The following is a 13392-nucleotide window of genomic DNA, read 5'->3' on the forward strand; positions in this document are numbered from 1 at the left end:
ACACCCCGCGGATGTCAGGCACCTTGCATACGCAGGCCCCCACCCCCGCCCCGCATCTTCACCACCATGTCGTAGAGCAGCCGCGCCACCGGGCTCAGCTCCCGGCCGCGGCGGTGGATCAACCCGATGGTGCGGCTCACCACCGGATCCTCCAAGGGCACGCTGGCCAGTGCGCCATGCCCCGCCGGCGGCATCGCCAGTTGCGGCACCACGCCCACCCCCAGCCCCGCCTCCACCATGCTGACCAGCGCCGGCACGTGCTGCACCTCGCAGAACCAGCGCGGCCGGTCCGGGCTGTGCGCCAGGGCCTGGTCGATCAGGAAGCGGTTGCCGCTGCCCTGGGCCAGGCTGATGTATTCGCATGCCGACAGGTCCCGCCAGGCCAGCGCGTCCCGCCCGGCCAGCGGATGGTCGGCGCGGACCGCCACCACGAACGGCTCTTCGAGCAGCGGCTGGAATTCGATATCGGCATCCTGCGTGCCAATGTAGGTCAGGCCGAAATCGGCGTCTCCGCCCGCCACCGCGGTCAACGCCACCGACGATGACTCGTCGATCAGCCGGATGCGGATGCGCGGATACTGCCGGTGGTATTCGCGGATGACCGCCGGCAGGAAATACGCCACCGCCGACGGCACGCAAGCCACGGTCACCTGCCCCGACATGCGCTCGGCCACGTCCTGGATGCCTACCAGGGCGCTCTCCAGTTCGTTGAGCACATTGCGGGCGCGCGGCACGAAGCCGCGGCCGATGGTGGTCAGCTCCACCTTGCGGGTGGTGCGGGTGAACAATTGCACGCCGAGCGCCTGCTCGAGCTTGTCGGCGCGCCGCGACAGGGCGGACTGCGACAAGTGCAGCGCCTCCGAAGCGGCGCGGAAACTCCCCAGGTCGGCGACCGCCAGGAAGGCGCGCAAATCGGCCAGATCGAATTTCATGCGTTTTCATCAATAATCAATCGAATATTTGCACTTTACTGGATATTCCGGCTTGCGCATCATCTGCCCTCACGAAGCCGCGCCAGCGGCGCCCAACCACGGAGGCAGACCCCATGAACCCCATTTCACGACTCCTGCGGCGCGGCGCCGCCCCGGCCCTGGCGCTGGCAAGCCTGGCGGCGCTGGCGCCGGGTTCGGCTCCGGCTGCGGCGGCCGACTGGTCTCCCCAGCGCCCCGTGCGCCTGCTGGTGCCCTACGGCCCGGGCGGCAGTTCCGACGTGATCGCGCGCGCCATGGCGGCCGAAATGTCGCGCACGCTGGGACAGCAAGTCATCGTCGAGAACAAGGGCGGCGGCCAGGGCGTCATCGCCACCATGGAGGCGGCGCGCGCCGCCCCGGACGGCTATACGCTGCTGCTGGGCCACGTGGGTACCCTGGCGGTCAATCCGGCCATGATGCCGGACCTGCCGTACGATCCGCAGCGCGACTTCGCCCCCGTCGCCCTGCTGGCCAAGGTGCCGATGATCTTCGCCGTGGGCCAGCAGGTGCCCGCCACCGACCTTGCCTCGTTCGTGGCGCTGGCCAAATCCAAGCCGGGCGTCCTGAACTACGGATCGGCCGGCAATGGCAGCGCCGGCCACCTGGCGTTCGAGATGCTCAAGACCGCCGCCGGCATCGACGTGGTGCACGTGCCCTATAAGGGCACCGGGGCGCAGACCACCGACCTGCTCGCCGGCAATATCGATGCCGCCTCGGCCGGCACGCCGGGCCTGCTGCCCCACGCCCAGGCCGGCAAGGTGCGGATCATCGCGGTGGGGTCGGCGCATCGCCTGGCCGTGCTGCCGGACGTGCCGACCGTGGCCGAGCAAGGCTATCCGGGCTTCGAGAGCTCGCAATGGTTCGGCCTGCTGGCGCCGGCCGGCACGCCCGCGCCGGTCGTCGCACGGCTCCAGAAAGATGCGCTGGCCGCCTTGCGCTCCCAATCAGTCAGTGAACGCCTGGCCCACGATTCCAGCGAGCCCGCCGGGCTCGGTCCGCAAGAATTCACCGCCTTCATCCAGGCCGAAGGCCAGCGCTGGGGCGAAGTCGTGCGCCGCGCCAACCTGCGCACCCAGTGAGCCCTTCTTCTTTCTTCGACAGGATACCGCCCGCATGAATGCACCTATGAACGAACCGCGCCTGTTTTCCCCAACCGAGCTGCTGGACCTGGGCACGCGCGCCTTCGTCGGCCTGGGCCTGCCCCGCGACGACGCCGCCGACGTGGCGCGCGTACTGGTGCAGGCCGACCTGTTCGGCCTGAGCACCCATGGGCTGGGCCGCATCGAATCGTACGGCGAACGCCTGCAGGTGGGCGGCATCCGGGCCCGCGCCCGCATTACCGTGCAAAGCCCCGCCCCGGCGCTGCGCCTGGTGGACGGCGACAATGGCGTCGGTCCGCTGGTCGGCATGCATGCCCTGCGGGCCGCCATGGAGGCGGCCCGCGCATGCGGCGTGGGCGTCGCCCTGGCGCGCCAGAGCAATCACTTCGGGCCCATCTCGCCCTATGGGCTGATGGCCGCGCAAGCCGGCTTCGCCAGCATCATCGGCAGCAATGCCACGACCACGATCGCGCCGTGGGGCGGCAGCGACGCGCGGCTGGGCAACAGTCCGCTGGGCTTCAGCGTACCCAATCCGGACGGCCCGCCGTTCCTGCTGGACATGGCCATGAGCGTGGTGGCGCGCGCCAAGATCCGCAACGCCCTCAAGCGCGGCGCCGCCGTCCCGGATACCTGGGCAACCGATCGCGGCGGCCGCCCCACCACCGATGCCGCCGCCGCGCTCGACGGCTTCCTGCTGCCCATCGGCGGGCACAAGGGCTACGGCCTGGCGCTGGTGGTCGATTTGTTCTCCGGCCTGCTGTCGAACGCGGCCTACCTGACCCACGTGAAATCATGGGTGGACGCCCCGGACCAACCGCAGAACCTGGGCCATTTCTTCATCCTGATCGATACCGCCCGGCTGGGCACGACGGCGTGGCTGGCCGAGCGCATGGCCGATTTCGCCGCCATCCTGCATGGCAGCCCGCCCGCGGATCCCGCCCGGCCCGTCATCGTGCCGGGCGAAATCGAGCTGGCCAACATGGCGCGCCAGCAGCGCGACGGCGTCGCCCTCGACCCGGCCGTGCTGGCGCTGCTGGAGAGCCACGCCGCCCGGGCGCAAGATCCGGTTCGGCGATACTCTTGAAAACCGCGCTCACAAGCCTGGGCCGTCCCGGCCTGGCCGCGCGGCCCAGGTGCCTGACACCCCAGGGGAGTCAGGCACCTTGCCTCCCGACCTGGACCCGACCATGACGCTCGACCCCACGATCATCCAAGCCTTCACCCCCACCGGCAAGCTGCGCGCCTCCATCAACCTGGGCAACCCCATCCTGGCCGGACGCGACCCGGCCAGCGGCGAGCCCGCCGGCGTATCGGTCGACCTGGCGCGCGCCTTCGCCGAGCGGCTGGGCGTCGGACTGGAACTGGTGATATGGGACAGCGCCGGCAAATCGGTCGACGCCGTGACCAGCGAACAGGCCGACATCGGCTTCTTCGCCATCGACCCGGTGCGCGGCGCGGGCATTGCCTTCACGGACGCCTATGTGCTGATCGAAGGCGCATACCTGGTGCGCGATGCCTCGCCGCTGCGCGAGCGCGGGGCGGTGGACCGCGAGGGGCTCAGCGTCATGGTCGGCAAGGGCAGCGCGTACGACCTGTACCTGACGCGCGAACTCAAGCACGCGCGGATCCTGCGCGCGCCCACCTCGCCGGCGGTGGTCGATACCTTCCTGGCCGAGGGCGCCGACGTGGCGGCCGGGGTCAGGCAGCAACTGGAGGCCGACATGCAGCGCCTGCCCGGCCTGCGCATGCTGCCCGGCAGCTTCATGACCATCCGCCAGGCGATGGGCGCGCCCAAGGGCCGCGGCGCGGCCGCCGCGGCGGCGCTCAGTGCATTCGTCGAAGAAATGAAGGCCGGCGGTTTCGTGGCGCGGGCCCTGCAGCGCCACGGCATCCAGGGCGCGGCGGTGGCGCCGCCCGCGGCCTAGGCCGGTTCACGCCCAAAGCGGCCCCGCCCCCGGCGCGGGGCCGGCCGGCCTAGCGGTCCGGCGCCTCGCCCTGCCGCCAGCGCCACGGCGCGCGCAGCATCCAGCGATAGCGTTCGCCCAGGATGTACGGCGCCAGGTAATGCGCCACCATGATGCCGATGAATGCCGCCGCGGTGACGTCCGACAGGAAGTGGTCGCGGTTGACCACCCGGCTGGCCGCCACCACGGCGGCCACCAGCAGCAGCGGCAGGCGCCAGCGCGGCGCGATCTCGCCAATGACGGCGGCCACCGCGAAGGCGGTCAGCGTGTGGCTGGACGGAAAGGAATCGTACGGATCGCCGGCGAACGGCACGCCCAGTCCGTGCCAGCCCTGCTCCAGCAGGACTTCCGGCCGCGCCCGCGACACCACCTTCTTCAGCACCAGGGTGATGAGCCCGCCGATGCTCATGGTGGCCAGCAGCAGCATGCTGTAGCGCGCCAGGCGCTCGAAGCCGGCCCGCAGCGGGCAGGTCCAGCCGCGCCGCATGCCGACCAGCGACACCACGTACAGCAGCAGCCCGGCCAGGATGTAGCCCTCGCTGTCGCCGAGGTCCCCGATCTGGTCGAAGACATCGTTGACCAGCGGCGGCACATGGCGTTCGATGGCATGGGTGAGCGGCACGTCGATCCAGCGGCTCATCAGCAGCAACAGCACGGCGAAGCAGGCGGTGAGCGCCACGCCGCGGAACGGCCGGTGAGGAAGGGGTGCCATGGGCAGCGGGGCGGAAACGGGCAGTTGCGTGGGGGAAAGGCCGCGATCGAGGGTCATGGGCGTCAAAAAAGGGGGACGATATATCCCGCGATGCGCCTGGGCACAGTCGCGCGGCTGACATCGTATACGCCAATTGCCCCGGCACCAAGACCGCGATTGCATCCACGCGTTAAAATCCGCGTTTTCCGTCCATTTCCGCCCCCGGGATCTACACCCGTCACGGCGCACGCCATGCAAGAAACCTCCGTCAAGCGCGCCGGCGCGCCCGCCGCCGCGTCCCCCTCCTCCGCCGCTTCCGCCCGCAAGCTGTACATCCGCACCTTCGGCTGCCAGATGAACGAGTACGATTCGGACAAGATGGCCGACGTGCTGCGCGGCGACCAGGGCCTGGAACTGACCGACAACCCGGAAGACGCCGACGTCATCCTGTTCAACACCTGTTCGGTGCGCGAAAAAGCGCAGGAAAAAGTGTTCTCTGACCTCGGCCGGGTGCAGCACCTGAAGAAGCTCAACCCCGATCTGGTCATCGGCGTGGGCGGCTGCGTGGCCAGCCAGGAAGGCGAAGCCATCGTCAAGCGCGCGCCCTACGTCGACGTGGTGTTCGGCCCGCAGACACTGCACCGCCTGCCCGAGCTGATCGCGCGGCGCCGCGCCTCCGGCGCCTCGCAGGTCGACATCAGCTTTCCCGAGATCGAGAAATTCGACGCCCTGCCGCCGCCGCGCGTCGAGGGCGCCACGGCCTTCGTGTCCATCATGGAAGGCTGCAGCAAGTATTGCAGTTTCTGCGTGGTGCCCTACACCCGCGGCGCCGAAGTCTCGCGCCCGTTCGACGACGTGCTGGTCGAAGTGGCCGACCTGGCCGACCAGGGCGTCAAGGAAGTGACCCTGCTCGGACAGAACGTCAACGCCTACCGCGGCGCCATGGGCGACAGCGGCGAGATCGCCGATTTCGCCATGCTGCTGGAATACGTGCATGAAATCCCCGGCATCGAGCGCATCCGCTACACCACCTCGCATCCCAAGGAAATGACCCAGCGCATGGTCGAGGCCTATGCGCGCCTGCCCAAGCTGGTGTCGTTCCTGCACCTGCCCGTGCAGGCCGGCAGCGACCGCGTGCTGGCCGCCATGAAGCGCGGCTACACGACGCTGGAATTCAAGTCGGTGGTGCGGCGCCTGCGCGCCGCGCGCCCGGGGCTGACCCTGTCGTCCGACTTCATCGTGGGCTTTCCCGGCGAAACCGAGGAAGACTTCCAGAAAACCCTCAAGCTGATCGAAGACGTGGGTTTCGACACTTCGTTCTCGTTCGTCTATTCGCGCCGCCCCGGCACGCCCGCCGCCGACCTGTCCGACGACACCCCGCAGGACGTCAAGCTGCGCCGCCTGCAGCAGTTGCAGGCCCTCATCAACCGCCAGGCCGCGGCGATCGCCCAGGCCATGGTGGGCACGCGCCAGCGCCTGCTGGTCGAAGGCCCGTCGCGCCGCGACCCGAACGAACTGATGGGCCGCACCGAAAACAACCGCATCGTCAATTTCCCCGCCCCGCCGCGCCTGATCGGGCAGATGGTCGACGTGATCATCACCGAAGCCTATCCGAACTCGCTGCGCGCCCGGGTGGCGGACGTCGACGGCACCGCACAAGGCACCGCATGACGCCAACCCGCAGCCGTACCCGCCGCAGCATGCCCACCGTGGTCAACCTCGAGGGCGACAACACGCACCTGGCCAACCTGTGCGGCCCGCTCGACGAAAACCTGCGGCAGTTGGCCGACGGCATGGGCGTCACCCTGGCCCGGCGCGGCAGCCGCGTCACGCTCGAGGGCGAGCGCGCCGAACTGGCCGGCCGCGCGCTGCGGCGCTTCCACGAACAGGCGGTGCACCGCGCGCTGTCGGTCGACGACATCCAGCTCGGGCTGGTCGAGATGGGCGTCGGCCGCGCCGGCGAACAGCAGGCCGGCGACGACGCGCGCGGCGTCGATCCGGCCGCCCTGCCGACCGGCGACGGCGACGACGGCGAGGGCATCGTGCTGCGCACCCGGCGCAGCGACCTGCGGCCGCGCACCCCGCGCCAGCGCGACTACCTGAACAACATCCTCAAGCACGACATCACCTTCGGCATCGGCCCGGCCGGCACCGGCAAGACCTGGCTGGCGGTGGCCTGCGCGATCGACGCCATGGAGCGCGATTCCGTGCAGCGCCTGGTGCTGACCCGCCCGGCGGTCGAAGCGGGCGAGCGCCTGGGCTTCCTGCCCGGCGACCTGGCGCAGAAGGTCGACCCGTACCTGCGGCCGCTGTACGACGCCCTGTACGACCTGATGGGCTTCGACAAGGTGCAGCGCCTGTTCGAGAAGCAGACCATCGAGATCGCCCCGCTGGCCTACATGCGCGGCCGCACGCTCAACCATGCCTTTGTCATCCTGGACGAGGCGCAGAACACCACCCCCGAGCAGATGAAGATGTTCCTGACCCGCATCGGCTTCGGCAGCAAGGCAGTGATCACCGGCGACCCGTCCCAGGTCGACCTGCCGCGCGGCCAGCAAAGCGGGCTGGCCCATGCCGTGCGCGTGCTCGAGGACGTGCAGGGCATTGCCACCACCCGCTTCACCAGCCGCGACGTGGTGCGCCATCCGCTGGTGGCGCGCATCGTCGACGCCTACGACCGCGCGGCCGAAGATGAGTCCTGAACTCTCGCTGTCGGTTCAGTACGGCGTGGCCGAGCCGCGCCTGCCGCGCTGGCGCCTGCGCCGCTGGGCGCGCCGCGCGCTCGACGGCGCGGCGCGCGACGGCCTGGCGCCTTTCGCGCGCGCCGAGCTCAGCCTGCGCCTGGTCGGCCAGGCCGAAGGGCGCCGCCTGAATCGCGACTACCGCGCGCGCGACTACGCCACCAACGTGCTCACCTTCGAGTACGGCACCGACCCGCTGGGCACCGCGCGCGGCGATATCGTCATCTGCGTGCCGGTGCTGGCGCGCGAAGCGCGCGAACAGCGCAAGCCGCTGCTGGATCACGCCGCCCACCTGACGGTGCACGGCGTGCTGCACGCGCTGGGCTACGACCACATCAAGGCGCGCGACGCGCGACGCATGGAAGCGCTGGAAACCGCCATCCTGGCGGACATGCGCATCGCCGACCCATACGCCTGAACCGGCCGGACGCCGCGCCGTAACAATTCGCAGCCGATATTCGGTTATGCTGACCTTTCCCTAACTTGTCCGCTTTGGACGATGTCCGACCCTTACCCTGCCAACGACGCGCAAGCCGCGCGACCCGCAAAAACCTCGACCAAATCCCTGCTAGACCGCCTGCTTGCCCTGGTGCGCCGCGAACCCGAAGACCGCGAAGGCATCAAGGCCGTGCTCGATGCCGCCCACGACCGCGACCTGCTCGACGTGGAATCCTACGGCATGATCAAGGGCGCGCTGGCCATGTCCGACCGCACCGTGGCCGACATCATGGTGCCGCGCTCGCGCATGGACCTCCTCGACGTGGCGCAGCCCCTGCCCCAGCAGCTGGCCTTCATCATCGAAGCCGCGCATTCGCGTTTCCCGGTCTACGAAGACGACCGCGACAACATCATCGGCATCCTGCTCGCCAAGGACCTGCTGCGCTGCATGCTCGAACCCGGCATCGAACTGCGTTCGCTGATCCGGCCGGCGGTGTTCATCCCCGAAGCCAAGCGCCTGAACGTGCTGCTGCGCGACTTCCGCGCCAGCCACAATCACCTGGCCATCGTGATCGACGAGCACGGCGGCATCTCCGGGCTGGTCACCATGGAAGACGTGCTGGAGCAGATCGTCGGCGACATCGAGGACGAGTTCGACGATGACGACGAAGAGAGCATCTTCCCCGAAGGCGAGAACCAGTGGCGCCTGATGGCCACCACTGAAATCAGCCATTTCAACGAGACCTTCGCCACCGACCTCCCCGACGACGAGTACGACAGCGTCGGAGGCTGGCTCGGCGGCCAGCTGGGGCGCATTCCGCGGCGCGGCGACAGCGCCCGCCATGGCGACCTGCAGATCGAAGTGCTGCGCGCCGATGCGCGCCGCGCGCTGTGGCTGCGCGCCAAGCGCCTGCCCGCCTCGGCCCTGCCCCCCTCCGACCCGGCCACGCCCGGCCCATGAGCGCGCGTCCGAGCCGCGCCCCGCGCTGGGCCGCCATTGGCCTGCCGGCCGCGGGCGCCATCCATGCCCTGACCTTCGCGCCCGGCCCGCTGCCCCCCTGGGCGCTGGCCCTGGTGCAAGTACTGGCGCTGGCCTACGCCGCCCATGCCACGCTGCACGCTCCTGGCGTCGGCCGGGCACTGCTGCGCGGCTGGTGGTTCAGCTTCGCCAGCTACTCGCTGGGCCTGTACTGGATCTTCATCAGCCTGCACCGCTACGGCGGCCTGGTCGCCCCGCTGTCGGTGGCCGGGGTGCTGGCCTTGTCCGCCTTCCTGGCGCTGTTCCCGGCCGCGGCCTGCGCGCTGGCCCGCTGGCTCTGCCCGCCGCCGGCGACGGGCGAGCCGGACCCGGCCCCGGTGCGCCGCATGGTGGTGGCGGCGCTCGCCTGGGCGGCCGCCTGGGCGCTGCTGGAATGGCTGCGCGCCACCGTGCTGACCGGTTTTCCCTGGCTGAACATCGGCTACGCCCATGCCGACAGCCCCCTGGCGGGCTGGGCGCCCGTGCTGGGCGTGCACGGCATGGCCCTGCTGGCGGCGTTCGCCGCGGCCGCCCTGGCCGGCCTGTGGCAGGCGGCGCGCGGCGCCGGCGCGCGCACCGACGCGCGACGCGCGCTGGCGTGCGCCCTGGCGCTGCTGCTGGTGGCTGCCGGCTGGCCGTTGCGCGGCATCGCGTGGTCGCGCCCGGCCGGCGAGCCGCTGCAAGTGCGGCTGGTGCAGGGCAATGTCGAACAGTCGCAAAAATTCGACCCGGCGCTGCTGGAGCTGGGCGTGCGGCGCCACCTGGAACTGGCCTCGCTGCCGGCGCCGCCGGCCGACCTGATCATCCTGCCCGAGACCGTGCTGCCGGTCTTCCAGGACCAGCTCGACCCGCGCGTCTGGGAAGCCTGGCGCGAAGTCGCCGCGCGCAACCAATCCACCATCGCCATGGGCGTGCCGCTGCGCGACCGCGCCCCGGATGGGCAGATCCGCTACACCAACAGCGTCATCGGCTTCGACGCCGCCACGCCGCTGGCGCAACTGCGCAGCGGCGCCACCCCGCTGCGCTATGACAAGCACCATCTGGTGCCCTGGGGCGAATACGTCCCGCCCGGCTTCCGCTGGTTCGTCGACATGCTGAACATCCCGCTGGGCGACTTCGACGCCGGCGCACGCCGCCAGCCGCCCTTCCAGGTGGCCGGCCAGCACGTGGCCTTCAACATCTGCTACGAAGACCTGTTCGGCATCGAACTGCTGCCCGCGCTGCACCCCGGCCCCCACGGCGAACCGGGCGCGACCATTCTGGCCAATGTCAGCAACCTGGGCTGGTTCGGCAATACCTGGGCGCTGCGCCAGCATTTGCAGATTGCCCGGCTGCGCACCCTGGAAACGGCGCGCCCCATGCTGGCCGCCACCAACACCGGCATCACCGCCGCCATCGACGCGCGCGGCCGCGTCGCCGCGCAGCTGCCGCCGCACGAGGCCGGCATCCTGCCGGTCTCGGTGCAAGGCATGACCGGCCTGACGCCCTATGCCCGCTTTGGCGATACGCCCGTGCTGGCACTGGTCGCCATGGCCCTGGTCGCCGCCGCCGCGCTGGGCCGCCGCAAGCCCGGCCGTTGAAGGTTCGGCCGGCCAGGAGTACATTTTTTTGGAATTTGCTGATTTTTCTTCCCCCAACTTGCACACCAAAAAAAACTCGTGCATAATCTCGTTTCTTCGCCAACGGCACTAAATAAAACCTGCAGCGACAGCGTAAAAACTGAAGTTTGCAGGCGGTTTTAGGAAACGGGGGTATAGCTCAGCTGGGAGAGCGCTTGCATGGCATGCAAGAGGTCAGCGGTTCGATCCCGCTTACCTCCACCAGTCGAAAGCGAAGTGGTAGTAAAGCAGTACGGCAAGTCCAAGTCCCCTTCGTCTAGAGGCCTAGGACATCACCCTTTCACGGTGAGTACAGGGGTTCGAATCCCCTAGGGGACGCCAGTCTACCTGGCATGTAGTACACCGCTGCGGAGCGGTAGTTCAGTTGGTTAGAATACCGGCCTGTCACGCCGGGGGTCGCGGGTTCGAGCCCCGTCCGCTCCGCCACCAATTCAAAGGGCCAGCGCGCTTCACGCCGCTGGCCCTTTCCCTTTTCCGGAAGCGGCATCTTCATGATGCGGCAGCCACGCGCGGGGCCGCTCGGATGACGCGACAGCGGGAGGCAACCCCAATTGCGCCGCTCGCGGGGTGCTGCCTAGAATGCCATGCCCCCGCGGTAACCCACCAAAGCGACAACCATCCGCACGGGGTCTGTCATCCCAGGGGAGAATCGCTTGAGTCGAGGCCTGAGCTTCCGGCATGTGGAGGTCATCCGCGCAGTTGTGCTCACCGGCACGGCCACCGGCGCCGCGGCGCAACTGCACGTTACGCAGCCCGCCGTCAGCAATGTGCTGAAAGACGCCGAGGAACGCCTGGGTTTCGTCCTGTTCGAACGGGCCGGCGGGCGCCTCATCCCTACGGAAAAAGCAAAGCTGCTGGTCGCCGAAATCGAACGCGCGTTCACCGGCCTGGACACCATCAATGAAGTGGCGGCGCTGCTCGGCCACAACGAAAACCGGCGGCTGCACATCGTTACCACCCCCTCTTTTGGAGCCGCGGTATTGCCGCGCGTCATCCAGCAGTTCCGCGCACGGTATCCCAACGTGCGCATGTCGCTGTCTTCGCGGGCATCGAACTTGGTGCAATCCATGGTCGTATCGCAGAAGGCGGATATCGGTTTCGGGTTGGAAGTTCCCGCCATCCCGGGAGTACGGCAAGAAGGCATCCTGCGCACGCCCCTGCACTGCATCGTGGCGCACGACCATCCGTTGGCCGGCCGCGACCGGGTCGATGCGCTCGACCTGCACCGCTATGACATGGTCAGTTTCTCGCACTTGAGTGAAGGCACGGAAGACCAGATATCGTGTCTGTTCGACCGGGCCCCCTCGCCACCCGAATCGATTGTCGACTGCGCGACATCCATCACAGTCTGCGCCCTGGTCGAAAGCGGCGTCGGCTTTGCGCTGTCGCATTCCCTGGTGCTGCACCTGTTCCGGCATGCCGCACTGCGCGCGCTTGCCTTCTCGCCCGAGACCTACCTTGGCATTTGCGCCTACCGGGCCGATTGCAGCCAGTATCCGGCCGCGGAGCTCGACTACCTGGTCGAGCTGGCGCGCGAGGAATCACGCGCCATCGATGTGGATTTTCACCGGCGCATGCAAGCCGCAAATGGCCGATCCGAGCCAGGCCGCGCCAGCCGTTAGCCGAGCATCGCGTGCGCCACCATTTCAATGCGCATGCCCGGGGCCAGTAGTTCTTTCACCACCACCGTGGCGCGATTGGGATAAGGCGGGGTGAAAAATTCGGCGTAGACGCGGTTCATGACGGGCGCGTCGGCGCCGTCGACCAGGTAGATCAGCACCTGCGCCACATTCGCCATCGAACCGCCTGCCGCTTCCACGGTCTGCTTCAAGTTGGACAACGCCTGGCGGGCCTGCGCTTCGATATCGCCCGCCACGATTTCCCCCGTGGCGGGATTCTTGGGCACCTGCGCCGTATAGAGGATGCGGCTGCCGGCAGCCACGACCGCGCCCGAGATCGGGCCCTTGGATTTAGCGATACCGGTATCGACGACTTCGATCATGAGAACTCCAGGTACAGTGGGGAAAAAAGCGTCCCGCGCACGCTCGCGGCGCGCCCCGGTCACAGCCGGCGCGCGCGCATTCTTCGCAGGCTGGCGTCCAGGGCAAGGAACAGGACCGTTGCCATGATGAGCAGCGCGCTGACAGCGGCGATGATGGGTTCGGCGTCCATCAGCAGGCTGTTCCAGATGCGTACTTGCAGCGTCTCGGCCGACAGTCCCGCCAGAAACATGGCTATGATCAGCTCGTCGAACGACGTGAGAAAGCTGAACAGCACGGCCGAGACCACGCCCGGCAGCGCCAGGGGGATCACGACGCGACGGAACGTGGTCCAGCGGCTCGCGCCCATGCTGTAGGCGGCCCGCTCGACGTTTTCATCCACGCTTTGCAGCGCCGATATCAGGATCAGCACCACGATAGGCAGGCCGATGACGGCATGGGCGACGCTGATCCATGGCCGCGCCCCGATCAACCCGAGCTTGCTCGACAGGAAGTACAGCGCGATGGCGCTGATGACATGGGGGATGATCAGCGGCAGCAGGATGAACGAGAGCGCCAGCTTCTTTGCCTTGAACTTGCCGCGCACCAGCGCATAGGCCGCCAGGAAGCCGACGCTGGTGGCGATCAGGCAGGCGCCCAGCCCGATGACCAGGCTGTTGTACAAGGCATCGCGCCAGCGGCTGTCGCCGAAGAAGTTCTCGTACCAGCGCAGCGAGAACGACCGCGGCGGGAACTGCAGCAGCGCATCGCCGCTGAATGACAGCACCATCACGATGAAGATGGGCGAAATCAGGACGATGCACAACAGCGCCGTAAACGAATTGACCCAGGTGAGTGCTTTCATGCGGCG

13 protein-coding genes and 3 tRNA genes are annotated in these 13392 nt (G+C 68.7%); 12 read left to right on the forward strand and 4 right to left on the reverse strand.

All coding sequences use genetic code 11. The annotated features are described in order from the left end of the window. Positions 1-14: 14 nt before the first annotated feature. A complete protein-coding gene (locus ACKTT0_RS01835; RefSeq protein WP_407847634.1) occupies positions 15-932 on the reverse strand; it encodes a LysR family transcriptional regulator in 918 nt (305 codons plus the stop codon). A 113-nt stretch (positions 933-1045) separates the two neighbouring features. Between ACKTT0_RS01835 and ACKTT0_RS01840 the strand changes: the two genes are divergently transcribed. From ACKTT0_RS01840 to ACKTT0_RS01850, 3 genes are all read left to right on the forward strand, one after another. Next, positions 1046-2050, forward strand: a complete 1005-nt coding sequence (locus ACKTT0_RS01840; RefSeq protein ID WP_407847636.1) for a Bug family tripartite tricarboxylate transporter substrate binding protein — start codon at positions 1046-1048, stop codon at positions 2048-2050. 34 nt (positions 2051-2084) lie between these two features. Continuing rightward, a complete protein-coding gene (locus ACKTT0_RS01845) occupies positions 2085-3155 on the forward strand; it encodes an Ldh family oxidoreductase (RefSeq protein ID WP_407847637.1) in 1071 nt (356 codons plus the stop codon). A gap of 103 nt (positions 3156-3258) precedes the next feature. Beyond that, positions 3259-3996: an ABC transporter substrate-binding protein gene (locus ACKTT0_RS01850; protein ID WP_407852368.1), complete on the forward strand. Its 738-nt coding sequence runs from the start codon at positions 3259-3261 to the stop codon at positions 3994-3996. Positions 3997-4045: 49 nt separating this feature from the next. Here ACKTT0_RS01850 and ACKTT0_RS01855 read toward each other — a convergent pair whose 3' ends face one another. After that, positions 4046-4747, reverse strand: a complete 702-nt coding sequence (locus ACKTT0_RS01855) for a phosphatase PAP2 family protein (protein WP_407847638.1) — start codon at positions 4745-4747, stop codon at positions 4046-4048. A 231-nt stretch (positions 4748-4978) separates the two neighbouring features. On the opposite strand from ACKTT0_RS01855, the gene miaB reads away from it, so the two are divergent. The 9 genes from miaB to ACKTT0_RS01900 all read left to right on the forward strand — a co-directional run bounded on the left by miaB (position 4979) and on the right by ACKTT0_RS01900 (position 12164). After that, on the forward strand, positions 4979-6397 hold the full coding sequence (gene miaB / locus ACKTT0_RS01860; RefSeq protein ID WP_407847639.1) for a tRNA (N6-isopentenyl adenosine(37)-C2)-methylthiotransferase MiaB: 1419 nt from the start codon (positions 4979-4981) through the stop codon (positions 6395-6397). Beyond that, on the forward strand, positions 6394-7428 hold the full coding sequence (locus tag ACKTT0_RS01865) for a PhoH family protein (RefSeq protein ID WP_407847640.1): 1035 nt from the start codon (positions 6394-6396) through the stop codon (positions 7426-7428). The genes miaB and ACKTT0_RS01865 overlap by 4 nt, the downstream gene beginning before the upstream one ends. Next, complete coding sequence (ybeY, locus tag ACKTT0_RS01870) at positions 7418-7885, forward strand: rRNA maturation RNase YbeY (RefSeq protein WP_407847641.1); 468 nt, start codon at positions 7418-7420, stop codon at positions 7883-7885. Before ACKTT0_RS01865 ends, ybeY begins: the two co-directional genes overlap by 11 nt. A gap of 81 nt (positions 7886-7966) precedes the next feature. Beyond that, positions 7967-8866, forward strand: a complete 900-nt coding sequence (locus ACKTT0_RS01875; protein ID WP_407847642.1) for an HlyC/CorC family transporter — start codon at positions 7967-7969, stop codon at positions 8864-8866. Further along, positions 8863-10503 (forward strand): apolipoprotein N-acyltransferase, encoded by a 1641-nt coding sequence (gene lnt / locus ACKTT0_RS01880; RefSeq protein ID WP_407847644.1) that lies wholly within the window; start codon positions 8863-8865, stop codon positions 10501-10503. The genes ACKTT0_RS01875 and lnt overlap by 4 nt, the downstream gene beginning before the upstream one ends. Before the next feature lie 167 nt (positions 10504-10670). Beyond that, positions 10671-10746 (forward strand) — tRNA-Ala (locus ACKTT0_RS01885). 41 nt (positions 10747-10787) lie between these two features. Beyond that, positions 10788-10863, forward strand: a tRNA-Glu gene (locus ACKTT0_RS01890). Between the two features lie 28 nt (positions 10864-10891). Continuing rightward, a tRNA-Asp gene (locus ACKTT0_RS01895) sits at positions 10892-10968 on the forward strand. Positions 10969-11195: 227 nt separating this feature from the next. After that, entirely contained in the window at positions 11196-12164 is a 969-nt protein-coding gene (locus ACKTT0_RS01900) for a LysR substrate-binding domain-containing protein (RefSeq protein WP_407847645.1), read from the forward strand. Here the strand turns inward: ACKTT0_RS01900 and ACKTT0_RS01905 are convergent. Together ACKTT0_RS01905 and ACKTT0_RS01910 are read right to left on the reverse strand one after the other, a co-directional pair. Further along, a complete protein-coding gene (locus ACKTT0_RS01905) occupies positions 12161-12544 on the reverse strand; it encodes a RidA family protein (protein ID WP_028353074.1) in 384 nt (127 codons plus the stop codon). The two genes, ACKTT0_RS01900 and ACKTT0_RS01905, sit on opposite strands and share 4 nt — an antisense overlap. 59 nt (positions 12545-12603) lie before the next feature. Beyond that, the gene (locus ACKTT0_RS01910) at positions 12604-13386 is read right to left on the reverse strand and encodes an ABC transporter permease (RefSeq protein WP_407847648.1); all 783 of its coding nucleotides are present in this window, start codon (positions 13384-13386) and stop codon (positions 12604-12606) included. Positions 13387-13392: the final 6 nt, after the last annotated feature.

It is taken from the genome of Bordetella saccharivorans (genome assembly GCF_045862855.1).
Lineage (GTDB): Bacteria > Pseudomonadota > Gammaproteobacteria > Burkholderiales > Burkholderiaceae_B > Bordetella_A > Bordetella_A petrii_F.